The organism is Halalkalibacter sp. HAAS-P014 (assembly GCF_056619965.1).
This window is the reverse complement of sequence record NZ_JBWQTV010000018.1, coordinates 64,471-84,172: the sequence shown is the minus strand read 5'-3', so window position 1 is coordinate 84,172 and position 19,702 is coordinate 64,471. Positions and strand designations below refer to the sequence as shown.

The 19,702-nt window shown below is 41.9% G+C and carries 18 protein-coding genes; 16 read left to right on the top strand and 2 right to left on the bottom strand.

The features are described 5' to 3' along the window. Positions 1 to 8 precede the first annotated feature (8 nt). The 8 genes from AC1FXZ_RS15840 (at position 9) to AC1FXZ_RS15805 (ending at position 11,205) form a co-directional block, all read left to right on the top strand. Positions 9 to 860 carry a 3-hydroxybutyryl-CoA dehydrogenase gene (locus AC1FXZ_RS15840; protein ID WP_480055375.1) on the top strand — a complete coding sequence of 284 codons (852 nt, stop codon included), beginning with the start codon at positions 9 to 11 and terminating at the stop codon, positions 858 to 860. A 40-nt stretch (positions 861 to 900) separates the two neighbouring features. Further along, entirely contained in the window at positions 901 to 2,040 is a 1,140-nt protein-coding gene (locus tag AC1FXZ_RS15835; protein WP_480055373.1) for an acyl-CoA dehydrogenase, read from the top strand. A gap of 12 nt (positions 2,041 to 2,052) precedes the next feature. Continuing rightward, positions 2,053 to 3,195 carry an acyl-CoA dehydrogenase gene (locus AC1FXZ_RS15830; protein ID WP_480055371.1) on the top strand — a complete coding sequence of 381 codons (1,143 nt, stop codon included), beginning with the start codon at positions 2,053 to 2,055 and terminating at the stop codon, positions 3,193 to 3,195. Between the two features lie 402 nt (positions 3,196 to 3,597). Further along, the gene (locus AC1FXZ_RS15825) at positions 3,598 to 4,227 is read left to right on the top strand and encodes a TetR/AcrR family transcriptional regulator (protein WP_480055369.1); all 630 of its coding nucleotides are present in this window, start codon (positions 3,598 to 3,600) and stop codon (positions 4,225 to 4,227) included. Between the two features lie 16 nt (positions 4,228 to 4,243). Then, a complete protein-coding gene (gene icmF / locus AC1FXZ_RS15820) occupies positions 4,244 to 7,480 on the top strand; it encodes a fused isobutyryl-CoA mutase/GTPase IcmF (RefSeq protein ID WP_480055367.1) in 3,237 nt (1,078 codons plus the stop codon). 125 nt (positions 7,481 to 7,605) lie between these two features. Further along, a complete protein-coding gene (locus AC1FXZ_RS15815) occupies positions 7,606 to 8,613 on the top strand; it encodes an HD-GYP domain-containing protein (RefSeq protein WP_480055365.1) in 1,008 nt (335 codons plus the stop codon). A gap of 162 nt (positions 8,614 to 8,775) precedes the next feature. Then, positions 8,776 to 9,309, top strand: a complete 534-nt coding sequence (gene rpoE / locus AC1FXZ_RS15810; RefSeq protein ID WP_480055537.1) for a DNA-directed RNA polymerase subunit delta — start codon at positions 8,776 to 8,778, stop codon at positions 9,307 to 9,309. A gap of 294 nt (positions 9,310 to 9,603) precedes the next feature. After that, entirely contained in the window at positions 9,604 to 11,205 is a 1,602-nt protein-coding gene (locus tag AC1FXZ_RS15805) for a CTP synthase (RefSeq protein WP_480055363.1), read from the top strand. A gap of 39 nt (positions 11,206 to 11,244) precedes the next feature. Here the strand turns inward: AC1FXZ_RS15805 and AC1FXZ_RS15800 are convergent, their stop codons facing one another. Beyond that, positions 11,245 to 11,808: a DUF2529 family protein gene (locus tag AC1FXZ_RS15800; RefSeq protein WP_480055361.1), complete on the bottom strand. Its 564-nt coding sequence runs from the start codon at positions 11,806 to 11,808 to the stop codon at positions 11,245 to 11,247. Between the two features lie 257 nt (positions 11,809 to 12,065). Here AC1FXZ_RS15800 and AC1FXZ_RS15795 point away from each other — a divergent pair, with 257 nt between their 5' ends. The 5 genes from AC1FXZ_RS15795 (at position 12,066) to glpX (ending at position 16,889) form a co-directional block, all read left to right on the top strand. Next, positions 12,066 to 12,428, top strand: coding sequence for a response regulator (locus AC1FXZ_RS15795; protein WP_480055359.1), 363 nt, complete (start codon positions 12,066 to 12,068; stop codon positions 12,426 to 12,428). Positions 12,429 to 12,678: 250 nt separating this feature from the next. After that, positions 12,679 to 13,542, top strand: a complete 864-nt coding sequence (locus AC1FXZ_RS15790; RefSeq protein WP_480055357.1) for a class II fructose-bisphosphate aldolase — start codon at positions 12,679 to 12,681, stop codon at positions 13,540 to 13,542. Between the two features lie 127 nt (positions 13,543 to 13,669). Further along, positions 13,670 to 14,311: a fructose-6-phosphate aldolase gene (fsa, locus tag AC1FXZ_RS15785; protein WP_480055355.1), complete on the top strand. Its 642-nt coding sequence runs from the start codon at positions 13,670 to 13,672 to the stop codon at positions 14,309 to 14,311. A 300-nt stretch (positions 14,312 to 14,611) separates the two neighbouring features. Beyond that, on the top strand, positions 14,612 to 15,895 hold the full coding sequence (locus AC1FXZ_RS15780; RefSeq protein WP_480055353.1) for a UDP-N-acetylglucosamine 1-carboxyvinyltransferase: 1,284 nt from the start codon (positions 14,612 to 14,614) through the stop codon (positions 15,893 to 15,895). A 28-nt stretch (positions 15,896 to 15,923) separates the two neighbouring features. After that, positions 15,924 to 16,889, top strand: coding sequence for a class II fructose-bisphosphatase (gene glpX / locus AC1FXZ_RS15775; protein ID WP_480055351.1), 966 nt, complete (start codon positions 15,924 to 15,926; stop codon positions 16,887 to 16,889). Here the strand turns inward: glpX and AC1FXZ_RS15770 are convergent, their stop codons facing one another. Beyond that, complete coding sequence (locus AC1FXZ_RS15770; RefSeq protein ID WP_480055349.1) at positions 16,890 to 17,072, bottom strand: hypothetical protein; 183 nt, start codon at positions 17,070 to 17,072, stop codon at positions 16,890 to 16,892. It lies immediately after the preceding gene. 188 nt (positions 17,073 to 17,260) lie between these two features. Here AC1FXZ_RS15770 and rho point away from each other — a divergent pair, with 188 nt between their 5' ends. From rho to AC1FXZ_RS15755, 3 genes are all read left to right on the top strand, one after another. After that, positions 17,261 to 18,529, top strand: a complete 1,269-nt coding sequence (gene rho, locus AC1FXZ_RS15765) for a transcription termination factor Rho (protein WP_480055347.1) — start codon at positions 17,261 to 17,263, stop codon at positions 18,527 to 18,529. Between the two features lie 125 nt (positions 18,530 to 18,654). Further along, positions 18,655 to 18,897 carry a type B 50S ribosomal protein L31 gene (locus AC1FXZ_RS15760; protein ID WP_480055345.1) on the top strand — a complete coding sequence of 81 codons (243 nt, stop codon included), beginning with the start codon at positions 18,655 to 18,657 and terminating at the stop codon, positions 18,895 to 18,897. Positions 18,898 to 19,062: 165 nt separating this feature from the next. After that, positions 19,063 to 19,683: a thymidine kinase gene (locus AC1FXZ_RS15755; RefSeq protein ID WP_480055343.1), complete on the top strand. Its 621-nt coding sequence runs from the start codon at positions 19,063 to 19,065 to the stop codon at positions 19,681 to 19,683. Positions 19,684 to 19,702: the final 19 nt, after the last annotated feature.

Here is a 19,702-nt window from a genome sequence, read left to right as displayed (position 1 = left end):
GGGTGTACATGAAAGTGGAAAAGGTGATGGTAATCGGAGCTGGCCAAATGGGATCGGGCATTGCCGAAGTTCATGCAAGAGCAGGCTTTGACGTTGTACTTTATGATCTGAAAGAAGAAGCTTGCGAACGAGCACTCCAATCAATTGCAAAAAACTTTTCTCGTCAAGTTGAGAAAGGCAGGATGACAGCGATAGAAAAAGAAGCGAGTCTAGGCCGGATTACAAAGTCGTCGAGTCTTTCTGATGCATCGGGCGTTGATTTTGTGATTGAGGCAGCTGTTGAAAAAATCGACGTGAAAACAGCAATTTTTACCGAGCTTGATCAAGTTGCTCCTCCACATGCGATTTTAGCTACAAATACATCATCGCTACCAATCACAGAAATTGCAGCAGCAACAACTCGCCCAGAAAACGTCATCGGCATGCATTTTATGAACCCTGTTCCGGTGATGAAGTTAGTTGAAGTGATAAGAGGTCTTGCAACGAAGGATGAAGTATGTGAAACCGTGAAAGAGTTGGCACAGAAGCTCGGAAAAACACCAGTTGAAGTAAACGATTTCCCTGGCTTTGTCTCAAACCGAATTTTAATGCCGATGATCAATGAAGCGATTTTTGCCGTTTATGAAGGAGTGGCAGAACCCGAGGCAATCGATGAGATCATGAAACTTGGTATGAATCACCCAATGGGGCCTCTTACATTAGCCGACTTTATCGGACTTGATACGTGCCTATATATTATGGAGACGCTCCACGACGGCTTTGGTGATGACAAATACCGACCTTGTCCTCTCCTTAAAAAATATGTAAAAGCAGGCTGGCTCGGGAAAAAGTCGGGGCAAGGATTTTACCGATATGAGTAAAAAAGGCATTGTGGATTGACATCACAGGGAGGTGCAAGTCATGAACTTGCGTTTGACAGATGAACAAGAAATGATGCGAAACATGGTACGGCAGTTTGCAAAAGAAGAAATTTCGCCTACTATTGCCGAAATGGAAACCCATCAAACCTTCCCACGTTCAATTATCGATAAAATGGCTGACATCGGCTTAATGGGCATCCCGATCCCTGCAAAATACGGTGGTGCCGGGATGGATTTCACCTCCTACATTATTGCCATTCATGAATTGTCAAAAGTAAGCGCGACAGTTGGCGTAATTTTATCCGTTCATACATCGGTCGGTACAAACCCAATTTACTATTTCGGAACCGAAAAGCAAAAACAAACGTATGTTACCAAGCTTGCAACAGGCACTTATTTAGGAGCGTTTGGTTTAACGGAACCAGGTGCAGGATCCGATGCTGCGGCCTTAAAAACAACTGCCGTGAAAGAGGGCGACTTTTACCGATTGACTGGATCGAAAGTATTCATTACAAACGGAGGAGAAGCAGATACCTATATCGTCTTTGCGAAAACAGCCCCAGACAAAGGAGTGAAAGGAATCTCTGCCTTTTTAGTGGAGAAAGGAACCCCAGGCTTTATGATCGGAAAAAGTGAAAATAAAATGGGATTACTCGGCTCCCCTACGACGGAGCTCATTTTCGATTGGGCCCTTGTTCCAGCCGAGAACCTCCTCGGTCAAGAAGGTGACGGGTTTACAATCGCAATGGCCAACCTTGATTCCGGGCGAATTGGTATTGCAGCTCAAGCACTAGGCATTGCCGAAGCTGCGTTTGAAGCAGCAAAGCATTATGCCAAAACACGAAAGCAATTCGGAAAAGTGATCAGCACAAAGCAAGGAGTCGCTTTTAAACTCGCAGATATGGCAACAAAAATAGAAGCAGCAAGATTGTTAACCTATCAAGCTGCCAACTTAAAAGATAAGGGGAGGTCTTGCCGAAAGGAAGCGTCAATGGCAAAATTGTACTCCTCAAAAATAGCAGTCGAGGCAACCATCGAAGCCGTGCAAATTTTCGGAGGTTACGGCTATACAAAAGAATACCCACTTGAGCGCTACTTCCGAGATGCGAAGGTGTGCGAAATTTATGAAGGAACAAGTGAAATCCAACGAATGGTCATTAGCAAACAGCTACTACGTTAGGGGGCAATGACGATGGACTTTCTATTATCTGAAGAACAAGAGATGCTTCGAAAAGTGGTGCGTGACTTTGCAGAAAAGGAAGTGAAACCAACAGCAGCTGTGCGTGATGAGGACGAACGTTTTGATCGTGAAATTTTTGACAAGATGGCCGTGCTTGGCTTAACCGGTATCCCGTGGCCAGAAAAATACGGAGGGATCGGTGCCGATTACCTAAGCTATTGCATCGCAGTTGAAGAATTATCACGTGTTTGTGCTTCGACCGGTGTGACGTTATCTGCTCACACCTCGCTAGCTGGCTGGCCGATCTATCAATTTGGCACCGAAGAGCAAAAACAAACATATTTGCGTGCTTTAGCAGAAGGAACGAAAATTGGGGCATACGGCTTAACAGAACCAGGATCCGGCTCTGATGCAGCAGCGATGAAAACAACAGCTGTCAGGGATGGAGATTATTATGTCTTAAATGGATCAAAAATCTTCATTACAAATGGTGGCGTCGCAGATATCTATATTGTCTTTGCTCTAACAGATGCAAGTCTGCGCCACAAAGGCGTGACAGCATTTATCGTAGACAGTGATGCACCAGGTTTTAAAGTAGGAAAAAAAGAAAGCAAATTAGGGATTCGCTCCTCGCCAACAACAGAGATTGTTTTCGAAAATTGCCGAATACCGGTGGCGAACCGACTTGGAGAAGAAGGCGATGGTTTTAAAATTGCGATGAAGACGCTAGATGGTGGCCGAAATGGAATCGCAGCCCAAGCAGTCGGCATTGCTCAAGGCGCACTTGATGCAGCAATCGAGTATGCTAAAGAACGTAAACAATTCGGCAAACCAATTGCAAGCAAGCAAGGAATCGCTTTTAAACTTGCCGATATGGCAACTAAAATTGAAGCAAGTCGTCTCCTAACGTATCAAGCTGCCTGGAAAGAAAGCGAAGGCCTCTCATATGGAATGGAATCAGCGATGTCAAAACTATTTGCCGGAGATACAGCGATGGAAGTCACCATCGATGCCGTGCAAGTATTCGGAGGCTACGGCTACACAAAAGAATACTCCGTCGAACGCTTCATGCGCGATGCGAAAATCACGCAAATCTATGAAGGCACGAACGAAATCCAGCGCGTCGTTATTTCAAAAATGTTACTGACTGATTAGAACGCGCGCGAGGTTTGGTTTAGTGGGAGGAATCGGAGAGGAGGTCGCCGGAACCGGAGGAGAGCTGGCCGGAATCAGAGAGAAAGTGGCCGAAATCGGAGAAGAAGTCGCCGGAAATTAGGGGGAAGCGGCCGGAATCGGAGGGAAACTGGCCGGAAAAGAGGGAGCCGGCCGGAATCAGAGAGGAAGTGGCCGAAATCGAAGAAGAAGTCGCCGGAAATTAGGGGGAAGCGGCCGAAATCGGAGAAGAAGTCGCCGGAATCTAGGAGAAACCAGCCGCCACCAAACCGCAGTTTTTCCACTATCCTCAAAAAATGCACCTTGATTTCAAAATAATCAAACTTCAGTGTGGTACAATCTACTAAAGTCTAGTATGCTAATAGCAAAAGAAGAGGAAGTAGGTTGACAGAAGTGAAAAAATCAGTTCCATCATTGGTCAAAGACCCGGAGTTAATTAAAAAGCGCCGTGAGCAAATGGTCAAAGGTGCTGTGCGTTTATTTATTCAAAAGGGATTTCACCGTACGACTACGAGAGAAATTGCCAAGGAATCTGGCTTTAGTATTGGTACGCTTTATGAATATATTAGGTCGAAAGAAGATGTGCTGTACCTAGTTTGTGATGCGATTTATGAGGAAGTACGAGATCGACTTGCGTTGCATCTTGATATGGAGAGTGCCGGAATTATAAAGTTGAAAAATACGATCTCCGCTTACTATCAAGTGATCGACGATATGCAAGATGAAGTACTTGTCATGTACCAAGAGGTGAAATCGTTGCCGAAAGAGGCGCTTTCATATGTGTTGAAAAAAGAAGCAGAGATGACAGAGATGATTGAGCGCGTCATTTTCGATTGTGTGAAAGAGGGCGTGATCGGAGTGCAAGACAAACATGTAAAATTAATAGCAAATAACATTCTTGTTCAAGGACATATGTGGGCGTTTCGTAGATGGGAAATTCAAAAGCTTTACAGTTTGGAAGAATACACAAATTTACAGATTCGGCAGTTGCTTCAAGGGATTGAGCGTCCTTAAGTAAGGAGGAGGAAACATGGCTGAAATATACCGTCCAAAACAGCATGTTCGTTTTGTGACTGCTTCTAGTTTATTTGATGGTCATGATGCATCAATTAACATTATGAGACGGATTTTGCAGGCGAGTGGGGCTGAGGTTATCCATCTTGGTCACAATCGCTCTGTTGAAGAAATTGTAAACGCTTCCATTCAGGAGGATGTCCATGGAATTGCGATTTCTTCTTATCAAGGAGGGCACGTTGAGTTTTTCAAATATTGTTATGACTTGTTACAAGAAAAAGGCGCAGGTCATATAAAAATTTTCGGAGGAGGTGGGGGCGTAATTACCCCACCTGAAATCGAAGAACTTCACAAGTACGGCATTACCTGGATATTCTCACCTGAAGATGGCCGGAAGCTAGGACTTCAAGGGATGATTAATAAAATGCTTGAGCTATGTGATGACAAAATCGCTTGGCAAGTAGAAGAGGAGTTTGCTCGATTATCGAAACAACATCCACTCCATGTCGCACGCTGCATTACGCTAGCTGAAAATCAAGCAAAGACACAGGATCAAGCGCTAACTGAGACGTTAAAACAGCTTAAAGAGAGACCGGAAGCCCCTCCTATAATCGGGATTACTGGAACAGGAGGAGCAGGAAAAAGCTCGTTAACCGATGAGCTTGTGCGACGGTTTCTTTTTGAATTCAACTCGTTATCAATTGCCATTCTTTCAGTCGATCCGACCAAACGAAAAACAGGGGGAGCCTTGCTTGGTGACAGGATCAGGATGAATGCCATCAATGATCGACGTGTTTTTATGCGAAGTCTTGCCACACGAACGTCTAAAACAGAAGTGTCAGAAAGTTTAGAGGACGCGCTTTGTGTTGTGGGAGCTGCTGGTTATGATTTGATCATTGTCGAGACGAGTGGGATTGGGCAAGGGGATGCTGAAATTGCTGAGGTTTCCGATTTATCACTGTATGTAATGACGAGTGAATACGGGGCACCTACGCAACTTGAAAAAATCGATATGATTGATTTTGCTGATATGATTGCCATCAATAAATTTGACCGGAAAGGATCAGCGGATGCACTGAGACATGTTAGAAAGCAGTACCAGCGCAGCCACAACTTATTTGAAGATCCACTTGAGGGCATGCCAGTTTACGGCACGATTGCGAGTCAATTTAATGATCTTGGCACCAACACATTATTTAAAGCGCTTGTGAATCTGATTGCAAAAAAATTCAATAAAAATTGGAATACAGCGATTGAAACAAGTGCTGTGGTAACAAAGCAAAATGAAATCATTCCACCGGACCAAACCGAGTATTTGCGTGAGATCGTCCAAACAATACGCCAGTATAAACGAACGACCAAGGAGCAAGCAAATGTTGCAAGCAAACTTTTTCAACTGAACGGTGCGCTTGAGACGGTAATTGAACATAACGGAGATGTCGAAGAACTTAAGGAACTGAAAGAGGAGTATGAACAAAGGCTGCTTCCGGCTTCTAAATCGATTCTAGCTAACTGGAACAATCTTAAAGAAGCCTACAAACAAGATACGCTCACAACAAAAGTACGTGGAAAAGAAATAGTCACGGAGCTTACGACAGAAAGCTTGTCTGGGTTAAAAATCCCGAAAATTGCACTGCCACGCTATACCGATTGGGGAGATATTTTGCGCTGGTCAATGGAAGAGAATGTTCCCGGACAGTTCCCATTTACAGCAGGTGTGTTTCCGTTCAAGCGTAAAGGCGAGGACCCAAAGCGCCAGTTTGCAGGAGAAGGAACGCCGGAGCGTACGAATCGGCGCTTTCATTACTTATCAAAAGATGATAAGGCGAAGCGCTTAAGTACGGCCTTTGACTCGGTGACGTTATACGGGGAGGATCCCGATGATCGCCCTGACATTTACGGGAAAGTTGGCGAAAGTGGCGTTAGCATTTGTACATTAGAAGATATGAAAAAGCTGTTTGCTGGTTTTGATTTATGTGCACCTCTTACATCGGTTTCAATGACGATAAACGGGCCGGCTCCGATTTTGCTTGCGATGTACTTAAATACAGCGATTGCTCAGCAGCTGGAATTTTTCGTGAATGAGCATGGGAAAGAGCCAACAGCAGAAGAAAGAGAAGCGATCAAGAAAAGAACGCTTGAGCAAGTACGTGGTACGGTGCAGGCTGATATTTTAAAAGAGGACCAAGGTCAAAATACGTGCATCTTTTCAACCGAATTTGCGCTCAGGATGATGGGTGATATTCAGCAGTTTTTTATCGATCATAACGTACGAAACTATTATTCGGTTTCGATCTCCGGCTATCATATCGCTGAAGCAGGAGCGAACCCAATCTCGCAGCTTGCGTTTACCCTCGCTAATGGCTTTACGTATGTTGAATATTATTTGAGTCGGGGGATGGACATTGATGCGTTCGCTCCGAACCTTTCATTTTTCTTCAGCAATGGCCTCGATCCAGAATATACAGTGATCGGCCGGGTGGCAAGGAGGATCTGGGCAACGGTGATGAAGCACAAATACAAGGCAAATGAGCGAAGTCAAAAATTAAAATACCATATTCAAACGTCGGGGCGCTCTTTGCATGCGCAAGAAATTGATTTTAATGACATTCGTACGACACTTCAAGCGTTAATGGCGATCTACGATAACTGTAATTCCCTTCATACGAATGCTTATGATGAGGCAATCACGACACCGACAGAACAATCAGTCAGAAGGGCTATGGCAATTCAAATGATCATAACGAAAGAGCTAGGGCTTGCTAAAAATGAAAATGCGCTACAAGGCTCATTTATCATTGAGGAATTGACGAATCTAGTTGAAGAGGCAGTGCTTTTTGAACTGGAACAACTCAGTGATCGAGGTGGTGTGCTTGGAGCGATGGAAACCCAGTATCAGCGCAGCAAAATTCAAGAAGAGTCGATGCACTATGAAATGAAAAAGCATACAGGTGAGCTTCCGATCATTGGGGTCAATACGTATCTTAATCCAAGCAAAAAAGAAGAGGAAACATTCGAGATGGAGCTGGCGCGAGCAACAAAGCAAGAAAAAGAGCAACAAATTGAAAACGTACGGGCGTTTCAAAAAAGACATCAACAAAAGGGGACCTGTGCCTTAAAAAGCCTTCAAGAAAAAGCGATACAGGGAGAAAATATTTTTACAGAACTGATGGAAACGGTAAAAGTTGCGAGCTTAGGTCAGATTACGAATGCATTATATGAAGTTGGGGGTGAGTATCGTAGAAATATGTAGTAGAGTGGACTGACCCTGTACCAAAAGCAGGGGCAGTCTGTCTTTTTATAGGTAAATCTGTAAAAATATTACTCCATATTGTATAATGCAGGAAAAAGGTAGTGTGTCGATAGGTGGGGTAAGGGATGATGGTGAGAGAACTGTATCAACGTTATATAGGAGAGGAACTAGTATTTGATTTAATGAATAACGAAGGGTTGCTTCTTTTAAGCAAAGGTACAAGGCTTTCTGAGTCAGTTTTGAAGCGTTTGAATATCAGTGTTGAACAATTGGAAAGTGCAATTGAACGCTCTTCAAAAAAAGATAACCCTCGATCTCTGATAACGGGAGCTGCAAACGAGATTAAAGATATTTTTCGGAGTATTAAAACTGACAAAAGTGCCATATACAAAATAGAATCTTCTGTATTGCCAACTGTGGAGAGATTAGCGTATGAAGAACAGCTTTCCGTTTTACTTGAAGGAATGTTGGGGAAAGATGATTATACATATCGTCACAATATCGGTGTTGCTATTATTGCATCGATGCTTGCTAGGTGGTTAAATTTTTCTGATAAAGATATACAAACGATTACGTTGGGGGGACTTTTGCATGATATCGGCAAGTTAAAGATCAGGGATGATTTATTAACAAAGCCGGGCCTGTTAACAAATGATGAGTACACTACGATTCAAAAACACGCGATCTATGGGTATCAAATCTTAAAGGAGTATTCTACATATACTGATGAAATTTGCTTGATGGCGTTAGAACATCATGAGCGAGAGGATGGAACGGGCTACCCTTTTCAAAAGACAGCTAGTGACATTCATCCGTTTTCAAAGGTGATTGCAATCGCTGATATCTTTCATGCGATGACGTCAGATCGGGTTTATCGAAATGGATTGCCACTTTATACGGTTCTAAAGCAAATGCGTCAAGACGCCTTTGGGAAGCTAGAGCCGAGCTATGTTGCTATTTTTATTCAGAAGTTTATGGAGCTTGCGATTGGTAACCGGGTAGAACTAAACAATGGGGTTATAGCAGAGATTATTTTTGTTTATCCACATGACCCTATCCACCCTCTTATACGTGTAAATGAAAAGGTAATTGAGCTAGGGCAAACGGATCTTTTTATTCATAAGTTGCTGTAGTAATTTGAGTGAATTTTGTCTAGTTTTGGACAAAGCAGACTTTATTCTACCATAAACTAGCATAAACGTATGAAATGTGTTTATAATGAAAAGTATGTTTTTAAGTGCCAATACTCATTGGATGAATAGATAGAAGATTGACGGAAAGGACGTGCCTTTTTGATGAAGCTGCAAGAGATGAGTAAAGAGGAATTACAAGAGACGTCAATGGTGGAAGTGGCGTTTGAAATTATGAAAGATGAGCGTCAACCTTATGATTATTATGATCTTGTACAAAAGGTGGCAGAAATAAAGGAAATGTCACAAGAAGAAGTGGATTCACGAATTGCCAACCTTTATACTGACATGAACATTGATGGGCGTTTCCACTCTTTAGGAGATAACCGTTGGGGTCTAAAGAGCTGGTATCCTCTTGAACAAGCTGAAGAAGAGATTACAACACCTGTTAAGCCACGTAAAAAAGCGAAGGCAAAAGCAAAAGCAGATCTTGATGATGTGGATACACTTGATGATGATTTTGAAGATTATGAAGATGAATATGAAGATTTAGAAGATGAACTTGATGAAATCTCAAACGATGAAGATGTCGATGACGACGAGGAAGACGACGAAGGCTTTGACGACAATGAAAATATCGACATTGATGATGGTGAAGATGCGGATTTAGATACTGAGGATGAAGAGGATTTACGTTAATTTCATTAAAACAAATTCTCTTGACTTCTGCTGGTAATATAGGTAGAATCATTTAGGGCTTTAGAAATCAATTCGTTATGATTTATAAATAAAAACAAAAGTGCGCCCCCTTTCTAGGGAGAGCTGTCACTTTTGTTTTTTTTATTTTATATAGCATACCCTATAGGTAGGTTACTCAAAAAGGTGGCTTATCCTTTTTGGGTAATCTTTCCGGCAATGTGAAAAACACATTGCAAATACCTCTAATACGCTCCATTTAAGGAGTATACTTATACATGCAAGGGAGACGAAAAAATGGCGACAACTAAGTATATTTTTGTAACAGGTGGCGTTGTGTCATCACTTGGAAAAGGAATTACAGCAGCTTCACTTGGACGTTTGTTGAAAAATCGTGGATTGAAAGTAACGATCCAAAAATTTGATCCATACATTAACGTGGACCCTGGAACGATGAGTCCGTACCAACATGGGGAAGTGTTCGTAACAGAAGATGGAGCGGAAACAGATTTAGACTTAGGACACTATGAGCGTTTTATTGACATTAATCTTAGTCAGAACAGCAACGTGACAACAGGTCGCGTGTATTCAACGGTTTTAAAGAAAGAGCGCCGTGGTGACTATTTAGGTGGGACTGTTCAAGTTATTCCTCATGTCACAAATGAAATCAAAGAGCGTGTATTCCGTGCTGGTCGCGAAACGAGTGCTGATGTTGTAATCACTGAAATTGGTGGTACGGTTGGGGATATCGAGAGCTTACCGTTTCTAGAGGCAATTCGCCAAATTAAAAGTGATGCAGGCCATGAAAATGTGATGTACATTCACTGTACGCTGATTCCTTACCTGGCTGCAGCTGGTGAAATGAAATCAAAACCGACGCAACACAGCGTAAAAGAACTGCGTAGTTTAGGGATTCAGCCGAATGTTATTGTTGTTCGGACAGAAAAGCCAGTTCCTCAAGAGATGAAGGAAAAAATTGCGCTATTCTGTGACATTAATAAAGATGCCGTGATCGAATGCCGTGATGCCGAAACTCTTTACCAAGTACCACTTGATTTGCAAGCGCAGAATTTAGATACAATTGTGTGTAATCATTTGAAGCTTATTTGTAATGATGCTGATATGACTGAATGGACAGCTCTTGTTGACAAAGTTCAAAATTTATCTGAAAAAGTGACGATTGCCCTTGTTGGGAAGTATGTGGCACTTCAAGATGCCTATCTTTCAGTAGCCGAATCACTTCGCCATGCTGGTTATGCCTATGATGCTGACATTGACATTAAGTGGGTTGATGCAGAGGAAGTAACAGATGCAAATGTTGCTGAGCTTGTCGGTTCTGCAGACGGAATTTTAGTTCCCGGTGGATTTGGCGATCGTGGAGTGGAAGGAAAAATTTCAGCGATTCGCTACGCTCGTGAAAACAATGTACCGTTCTTAGGAATTTGTTTAGGGATGCAGCTTGCTTCAATTGAGTACGCTCGTAACGTTCTTGGCCTAGAAGGAGCGCATTCAGCTGAGTTGAATCCAGAGACGCCACATCCAATCATTGACTTATTGCCAGAACAAAAAGATGTGGAAGACATGGGAGGTACACTTCGCCTTGGGTTATTCCCTTGTAAATTAGTGGACGGAACAATGGCTCGTGCTACGTATACGGATGAGATCGTTTATGAGCGCCATCGCCACCGTTATGAGTTCAACAATGAGTACCGTGAACAAATGGAAAGCGCAGGCTTCAAATTCTCTGGGACAAGCCCAGATGGAAGACTTGTTGAGATCATTGAGTTAGAGGAACACCCATTCTTTATCGCATCACAGTTCCACCCAGAGTTCAGTTCAAGACCAACACGCCCACAACCACTCTTTAGAGAATTCGTCGGAGCATCGTTGAAAAAATAATTATTACGGGGTCTGACCCCTACCCCCTGGGGGTAGGGGTCAGACCCCGTATTCCTCCAATATTTCTGCAATGAGCAAATATAAGCAAAAGTAGGCATAGAGCGCAATAAGTGACGCGGGATAGCCAATTCTTTCGCCTGTATCAGTAGGTACTAGGCTATTGTTGATTCCTAGGTCAAGGTGTATGTCAGCCTCATCTGTCCATTCAGCCCCAAGTTCTCTCTCTGGATCCTCGTTAACAGCATTTGCGTCATTCCCTGAGACAGCGGTCACGCAGACAACAGGAATTCCTTTCAAACGCACTTGCTTAAAAACACGTACCATGTCCTCATCAAAAGAAGTACGTGAAAGCAAGAGAACACGATCAGCCGGGTCTAGCTCAGCTATTTGTCCATCAACCATCAATGGTTTAACCCCTTGAAGTCTTTCTTTTCCATGCAAGGCCTCTGCGCTAACAGCAGCCATTTCTCCCACGCCGTAAATATAAAGGTTGCCATCCCCAACCAAAGCTTGGCTCAAAAGGCGTGCCGCGTCTTCTAATTGAAACTCATCAAGCGTGTTATTTAATAGCCCTATTAATTGAGTTGTGAAAATTTTTTGCAAACCTGATATCCTCCTCATACAACGGTAGTAAAAGCATTATACAATAAACAATGGACATCATAAACTTCGACGGTTTCCAAATCGACAGCCTTAGACAGGTGATGTCGGACACTGTCCGACGATTATTGAAAATTATTGCAGGATTCAAATAAGACATAGAGAATTACACTAGTTGTGAAATCATATGTCCAGCTGTATATTATTTGTTGAACTCATGAGATGAACATAAATAAAAACGTTAGAAGGAGAGAGTCTGGATGAAAAAGATATTAGTAGTAGATGACCAGTACGGAATTCGGGTGTTGCTTTGTGAAATTCTTCAAAAGGATGGCTATAAAATGCATGAGGCAGCAAATGGGGTCCAAGCACTAAAAATAGTAGAAGAGGAAGTGCCGGATTTGGTGTTGCTGGATATGAAGATTCCAGGAATGGATGGACTCGAAATTTTAAAACGAATTAAAGAAAGCCACCCTCAAGTTGAAGTGATTATGATGACAGCTTATGGCGAATTAAATTTGATCAATGAAGCGATGAGCTTAGGGGCTATAACCCACTTTGCAAAGCCGTTTGATATTGATGATATTCGTGAAGTGATTAAGAACAGTTTGGCGGTATCGTAATAGTGTGAAAAGATCCAAACATGCAGGGTAAAATTCAAAGAAACGACATAGAAGCGCGTATATATTTACCTAATTATGCTATAATGAAGTCGTTAGACATGGTATTTATTGTGTGATTTATTTAGCAAGAGACTTTATACATAATGTTGGATAGTAGCTGAACGTTTCGGGTAACTTGTTAAATAGGTAAGGTAGCTGTAACATGGTAAATTATTTGTGAGATTCGCTCTAATATGAAGGAGGATGTAAAATGCCTTTAGTATCTATGAAGGAAATGCTTGAAAAAGCAAAAGCCGAAAGTTATGCAGTTGGTCAATTCAATTTAAATAACCTTGAGTTTACTCAAGCGATTTTACAAGCAGCTGAAGAGGAGAAATCACCAGTTATTTGTGGTGTTTCTGAAGGTGCTGCGCGTTATATGGGTGGTTTTAAAACGGTTGTGAAAATAGTGGAAGCGCTTATGGAAGAGTACAATGTAACGGTTCCAGTAGCGATTCATCTTGATCATGGTTCAAGCTTTGAAAAGTGTGTGGAAGCAATTCATGCAGGCTTCACATCTGTTATGATTGATGGGTCACACCATCCGTTAGAAGAAAATATTGCGATCACCAAGCAAGTTGTTAAAGTTGCTCACGCATTAGGTGTTTCAGTGGAAGCAGAACTTGGCCGTATCGGTGGGCAAGAAGATGATTTGATTGTTAGTGATGCAGAAGCAGCTTATGCAATTCCATCTGAGTGTAAAGAACTCGTAGAAGCTACAGGTGTAGATTGTTTCGCGCCAGCTCTAGGATCTGTGCATGGTCCTTATAAAGGTGAACCAAACCTTGGTTTTGACCGTATGAAAGAAATCGATGAATTGGTTGGAATTCCACTTGTCCTACATGGTGGTACGGGTATCCCGACAGCTGATATTCAAAAAGCGATTGAATACGGCCATGCGAAAATCAATGTAAATACAGAAAGCCAAATTTCTTCTGCAAAAGCAGTTCGTGAAACGCTTGCAGCTAAGCCAGAACTATACGATCCTCGTAAATACTTAGGTCCAGCTCGCGATGCTATTAAAGAAACAGTTAAAGGCAAAATGCGCGAATTTGGTTCTTCCAACAAAGCATAATTAAAAGTCCCATTAAAAGCAGTTCAAATGAGCTGCTTTTAATGGCATTTCTTAAACAAAAATTTTTCTAAAAATAAAAATATTATCGGGCTTATTGACCTAGATAGATGAACTGGGAGGAAGTAGAATGAAATTTTTTATTGATACAGCAAATGTAGAAGAGATTAAAGAAGCAAAAGCACTAGGGGTTTTGGCTGGGGTAACAACAAACCCTTCACTTGTGGCCAAAGAAGGTGTTGATTTTCACGATCGCCTTCGCGAAATTACTTCGATCGTAACAGAAGAATCTGTAAGTGCAGAAGTGATTGCACTAGATGCAGAAGGAATGATTAAAGAAGGAAAAGAGCTAGCTGCTATTGCGCCGAATATTACCGTGAAAGTGCCAATGACAACAGAAGGGTTAAAAGCAGTTCACGCTTTTTCAGAACTTGGCATTACAACGAATGTGACATTGGTTTTCTCTGGTGTACAAGCCTTACTTGCAGCGCGTGCTGGAGCAACGTATGTTTCTCCTTTCTTAGGAAGACTTGATGATATTGGTCAAAATGGTTTAGACCTCATTACTGAAGTGGTTGAAATCTTTGAAGTTCATGACATTAAAACAGAAATCATCTCGGCATCAATTCGCCACCCAATGCATGTAGCAGAGGCAGCTAGAAGAGGATCTCATATTGCTACAATTCCTTTTAACGTTATTCAACAATTAACAAAGCATCCTTTAACAGACCAAGGGATTGAGAAGTTTCTTGCGGATTGGAACAACCGTTAAGCTTTATCCATCATTCCTCGTGAAAAATTGACCCCCACTATGAGGCGATCATGCACTCACTCGGGGGTCTAAAATTTGAGTGTGAGACACTTTTTTGTCAATATACGCAATGGATTTCACATCAGAAAAAGCCATTTTTTTGTACTGTGAATACATTCATAAGTGGAATTTTGTTTAAAGTTCCGTTACAATCAGACAAAAGAAAAAACTCGTTACAAATTCAATGATCTGGTTATAATGGAGAATAGAGAGCAAAATTGTGTCTTTTTTGCAAAATGCACCAATGGAAGGGATGCGGTTATGGATAAATTAATGGTTGAAGGCGGTTATCCGCTAGAAGGTACAGTACAAATTAGTGGAGCAAAAAATAGTGCAGTTGCATTGATCCCTGCAGCAATCCTAGCAGATTCCAAGGTGACGATTGATAATCTACCAAAGATATCAGACGTTCATTTACTGGCTGAGTTGCTAGAGGAAATTGGAGGGAAAGTGGAGCTGTCTGAGCATGAGATTACAATTAATCCTGAATCAATGATAGCAATGCCACTTCCAAATGGACGGGTAAAGAAGTTGCGTGCTTCTTATTACTTAATGGGTGCAATGCTCGGGAAGTTTAAAAAAGCTGTTATTGGCCTTCCAGGTGGCTGTAATCTTGGACCACGTCCAATTGATCAGCACATTAAAGGCTTTGAAGCACTTGGAGCAAAGGTAACAAATGAACAAGGTGCGATCTATTTGCGTGCTGATGAGCTTCGTGGTGCGAGAATTTACCTTGATGTTGTTAGTGTCGGTGCTACAATTAATATTATGCTTGCGGCTGTTCGTGCAAAGGGGCAAACGATCATTGAAAATGCAGCGAAAGAGCCAGAAATTATTGACGTAGCGACATTATTAACAAGCATGGGCGCGAAAATTAAAGGTGCAGGTACAAATGTCATTCGTATAGACGGTGTCGATGCACTTGATGGATGCAGGCACTCGATTATTCCAGACCGTATTGAGGCTGGGACGTACATGATTTTAGCTGCGGCAGTTGGTCAAAAAGTGATTATTGATAACATCATTCCGTACCACGTCGAATCATTGATAGCCAAGCTACGTGAAATGGGTGTATCGATTGAAGAATCTGATGATAAGTTGTTAATACATAACAATGGCGAGAAAAAAGGAGTAGATATCAAAACCCTTGTATACCCTGGTTTCCCGACAGATCTTCAACAACCCTTTACCAGTTTATTAACACAAGCCGCGGGAACAAGCATTGTAACGGATACAATTTATAATGCTAGATTTAAACATATCGATGAGTTACGAAGAATGGGTGCTAATGTGAAAGTCGAAGGCCGTTCAGCGATCATTAACGGAAAAACAAAGCTGCAAGGTGCCAAAGTAAAAGCGAGCGATTTACGGGCTGGTGCAGCATTAGTCGTAGCAGGTTTGCTTGCTGAAGGGGTTACGGAAATATCTGGACTTGAGCACATTGATCGTGGTTATGCTAATCTAGAAGAGAAGTTAATTGGCCTTGGAGCAAAAATTTGGCGTGAAAAGATGACCGAAGAAGAATTAGACCAAGTCAATAGTTAAAAATATCAATCCTTTGGGGGGAGAAAAAATGGAGAGAAGTTTATCAATGGAGTTAGTTCGCGTTACTGAGGCGGCAGCACTTGCATCAGGACGTTGGATGGGGCGTGGAAATAAAGAGGAAGCTGACCGTGCCGCAACGGAAGCGATGCGTGATGTTTTCGACACGATCCCAATGAAAGGTACCGTTGTAATTGGTGAAGGTGAAATGGATGAAGCACCAATGCTTTACATCGGTGAAAAACTTGGAAATGGTTACGGATCAAGAGTCGATGTCGCTGTTGACCCACTAGAAGGAACAAACATCGTTGCATCAGGTCAATGGAATGCACTAGCTGTTCTTGCAATTGCAGACCACGGTAACCTTTTACATGCACCTGATATGTACATGGATAAAATCGCAGTTGGACCAGAATCTGTTGGCAAAGTCGACATTGATGCACCTGTTATTGACAACCTTAAAGCCGTTGCTGAGGCAAAAGGCAAAGATATTGAAGATGTTGTGGTAGCAATTCTAAACCGTGAACGTCACGAAAAAATTATCCAAGACGTTCGTGAAGCAGGCGCTAGAATAAAGTTGCTTTCAGATGGTGATGTTGCAGCAGCACTGAATACAGCATTTGGAGACACTGGTGTAGATATTATGCTTGGATCAGGTGGAGCACCTGAAGGCGTAATTGCAGCAGTTGGCCTGAAATGCTTAGGTGGAGAACTTCAAGGAAAGCTACTTCCATCAAATGATGAGGAGTTGCAACGTTGTAAAAAGATGGGGATCGAAGACGTAAACAAAGTCTTAAAAATGGACGACCTAGTTTCAGGGGACGATTGTATTTTCGCTGCAACAGGCGTTACAGACGGAGAGCTATTAAAAGGCGTTCGTTACCACGGTTCTGCAGCAACAACTCAATCTCTAGTTATGCGAGCGAAATCTGGAACAGTTCGTTTTGTTGACGGAAAACATAGTATGCAAAAGAAACCGGATTTAGTTATCCGCTAATCATAGAAGGGGAAGCTTGAGGGCAAGTGCTAATTCAAGTTTCCCCTTACTATCCATTTTTATAGAAAAAGTGCTCATTACAAAATTATTAAGAAATAGTTGTTGAATATTTTCTTGGTTTATGGTTAAAATAAGTATATATGTTCGATTATTAGATAGTCCTTTCATCGCTTCAATCTCCAACTACCCTCGAACCTCCTTTACACTTTATGACAGTTATCTCTAAAGTTTAAAGTACAAGAGGATAATTATGAACTATTTCTGCTGTTTCCTTATTATTTCATTTTAGTAAAAACATTTCCTCCTTACACTAGATACATAGTACTGGCGTAACGGAATTTAACAAACTATAGAAGAAGTGTGGTGTTAGAATGGGTGTTCACATATCCGATCTAGACAATATGAAACTTAAAGAGCTTTACGAACTTGCTAAAGAGTATAAAGTTTCGTATTACAGTAAATTAACAAAAAAAGAATTAGTGTTTGCGATTCTGAAAGCGCAAGCAGAAAAAGACGGTTTGATGTTCATGGAAGGTGTCCTTGAAATCATTCAGTCAGAAGGATTTGGTTTCCTGCGACCAATCAATTACATGCCAAGCTCCGAAGATATTTACATCTCAGCTTCGCAAATCCGACGTTTTGACCTGAGAAACGGTGATAAAGTATCAGGTAAAGTAAGGCCTCCGAAAGAAAATGAACGTTATCACGGTTTGTTACATGTGGAAGCCGTCAATGGTGACGCTCCTGAAACATCAAGAGATCGCCCGTACTTCCCTGCTTTAACGCCACTTTATCCAGAACAAAAGATTGAACTTGAAACGGCACCCGGTCGTGTCTCTTCTCGAATCATCGATATGATTTCCCCTGTAGGGTTTGGTCAACGTGGCTTAATTGTTGCCCCTCCAAAGGCTGGTAAAACATCCTTAATGAAGGAAGTTGCTAATAGCATCGCCGAAAATCACCCTGATGTTGATCTTATTGTTCTTTTAATAGACGAGCGTCCAGAAGAGGTAACCGATATCGAACGTTCTGTCAAAGCAGAAGTCGTTAGCTCGACATTCGATGAAGTCCCAGAAAATCATATTAAAGTCGCAGAACTTGTTCTTGAGCGTGCGATGCGCCTTGTAGAACATAAAAAAGACGTTGTGATTTTGATGGATAGTATTACCCGTTTAGCAAGAGCTTATAACCTTGTTATTCCACCAAGTGGCAGAACATTGTCCGGAGGGATTGACCCAGCTGCATTCCACCGTCCGAAGCGTTTCTTTGGAGCAGCTCGTAACATTGAAGAGGGTGGAAGCTTAACGATCCTAGCAACCGCACTTGTTGAGACAGGCTCTCGTATGGATGATGTGATCTATGAAGAATTTAAAGGAACAGGAAACATGGAACTACATCTTGACCGTAAATTGTCAGAACGTCGCATCTTTCCTTCGATTGACATTCGCCGCTCAGGTACACGTAAGGAAGAACTTCTTATGCCGAAAAATCAGTTAGAGAAACTGTGGGCAATCCGTAAAACAATGAGCGACACACCTGAATTCGTCGACCACTTCATTAAGCGCGTAAAAGAAACAAAGACAAATGTTGACTTCTTTGAAGCGATGGAAGAAGAAATGAAACGTAAGGTGAAAAGATAAGAAACAAAGTACATTGGTTGAAAATGGAGAGTTGATTTTTACCTTGTAACTTGTTATAATTTCGCTATGTGTGATTTAGATAACTCTGTTTCGAAGAGATTCAGGGCAAAAGGAGATGAAAGAAAATGAAACAAGGAATTCACCCTAAATACCAAAAAGTGGTTTTCCAGGATACAAGCACTGGCTTCAAGTTTTTATCTGGTTCTACAAAAGGATCAAGTGATACAATTGAATGGGAAGATGGTAACACATACCCACTTTTAAAGGTAGAGATTAGCTCGGATTCTCACCCGTTCTACACTGGTAAGCAAAAGCTTGCTGACGCTGGTGGCCGTGTTGATAAGTTTAAGAAGAAATATAACCTTTAGTAATAATTGGATAGACAAACAGGCAAGCGCATAGCTATTGCCTGTTTTTTTTGCTCGAGATCATAATAGTTGCATGAATTTACGGGAACAATCCGTTTATATAAATGGTACGATACCTAGAGAAAAAAGTAGACATATACAAGCTGTAAGGTGGGGGAATAATCAATGTACGTCATGAAACAAGAAGGCTGGATTGAGGTCATTTGTGGAAGTATGTTTTCCGGTAAATCAGAAGAACTTATTAGACGAGTTCGTCGCGTAAGCTTTGGGAAATTAAGCGTTCAAGTGTTTAAGCCTGAGATCGATAATCGTTATAGTGAAGAAGAAGTCGTCTCACATAATGGGACAAAGGTGCTAGCTGCTCCTGTAAAAAAGTCAATTGGTATTTTGGATTTAGTCAAAGAAGATACACTAGTCGTCGCAATTGATGAAGTTCAATTTTTTGATGAAGGCATTATCTCAGTGGCTGATGAGCTTGCCAATCATGGCAAACGCGTAATTTGTGCGGGACTCGATCAGGATTTCCGAGGTGAACCATTTGGGCCAATCGAACGTTTAATGGCGTTAGCCGAAGAAGTCACAAAATTACAAGCAGTTTGTCCAAGTTGTGGATCACCGGCAAGCCGAACGCAGCGTTTAATCGATGGCAAACCAGCTTCATACCATGATCCAGTCATTCTTGTAGGGGCCTCTGAATCGTATGAGCCACGCTGTCGCCATTGTCATGAAGTACCGAATAAACCACCATTGCTTCCGGGTGTTCCCGTCAAATCTGGTCAAAACTAACAGGGAGCATTGCTCATGT

What these genes read in the sequence shown, in the direction of transcription:
- AC1FXZ_RS15840 (WP_480055375.1), top strand. Translation starts at nt 9, where the DNA reads ATGAAAGTGGAAAAGGTGATGGTAATCGGAGCTGGCCAAATGGGATCG.
- AC1FXZ_RS15835 (WP_480055373.1), top strand. Translation starts at nt 901, where the DNA reads ATGAACTTGCGTTTGACAGATGAACAAGAAATGATGCGAAACATGGTA.
- AC1FXZ_RS15830 (WP_480055371.1), top strand. Translation starts at nt 2,053, where the DNA reads ATGGACTTTCTATTATCTGAAGAACAAGAGATGCTTCGAAAAGTGGTG.
- icmF (WP_480055367.1), top strand. Translation starts at nt 4,244, where the DNA reads ATGGCTGAAATATACCGTCCAAAACAGCATGTTCGTTTTGTGACTGCT.
- AC1FXZ_RS15815 (WP_480055365.1), top strand. Translation starts at nt 7,606, where the DNA reads ATGATGGTGAGAGAACTGTATCAACGTTATATAGGAGAGGAACTAGTA.
- rpoE (WP_480055537.1), top strand. Translation starts at nt 8,776, where the DNA reads ATGAAGCTGCAAGAGATGAGTAAAGAGGAATTACAAGAGACGTCAATG.
- AC1FXZ_RS15805 (WP_480055363.1), top strand. Translation starts at nt 9,604, where the DNA reads ATGGCGACAACTAAGTATATTTTTGTAACAGGTGGCGTTGTGTCATCA.
- AC1FXZ_RS15795 (WP_480055359.1), top strand. Translation starts at nt 12,066, where the DNA reads ATGAAAAAGATATTAGTAGTAGATGACCAGTACGGAATTCGGGTGTTG.
- AC1FXZ_RS15790 (WP_480055357.1), top strand. Translation starts at nt 12,679, where the DNA reads ATGCCTTTAGTATCTATGAAGGAAATGCTTGAAAAAGCAAAAGCCGAA.
- fsa (WP_480055355.1), top strand. Translation starts at nt 13,670, where the DNA reads ATGAAATTTTTTATTGATACAGCAAATGTAGAAGAGATTAAAGAAGCA.
- AC1FXZ_RS15780 (WP_480055353.1), top strand. Translation starts at nt 14,612, where the DNA reads ATGGATAAATTAATGGTTGAAGGCGGTTATCCGCTAGAAGGTACAGTA.
- glpX (WP_480055351.1), top strand. Translation starts at nt 15,924, where the DNA reads ATGGAGAGAAGTTTATCAATGGAGTTAGTTCGCGTTACTGAGGCGGCA.
- rho (WP_480055347.1), top strand. Translation starts at nt 17,261, where the DNA reads ATGGGTGTTCACATATCCGATCTAGACAATATGAAACTTAAAGAGCTT.
- AC1FXZ_RS15760 (WP_480055345.1), top strand. Translation starts at nt 18,655, where the DNA reads ATGAAACAAGGAATTCACCCTAAATACCAAAAAGTGGTTTTCCAGGAT.
- AC1FXZ_RS15755 (WP_480055343.1), top strand. Translation starts at nt 19,063, where the DNA reads ATGTACGTCATGAAACAAGAAGGCTGGATTGAGGTCATTTGTGGAAGT.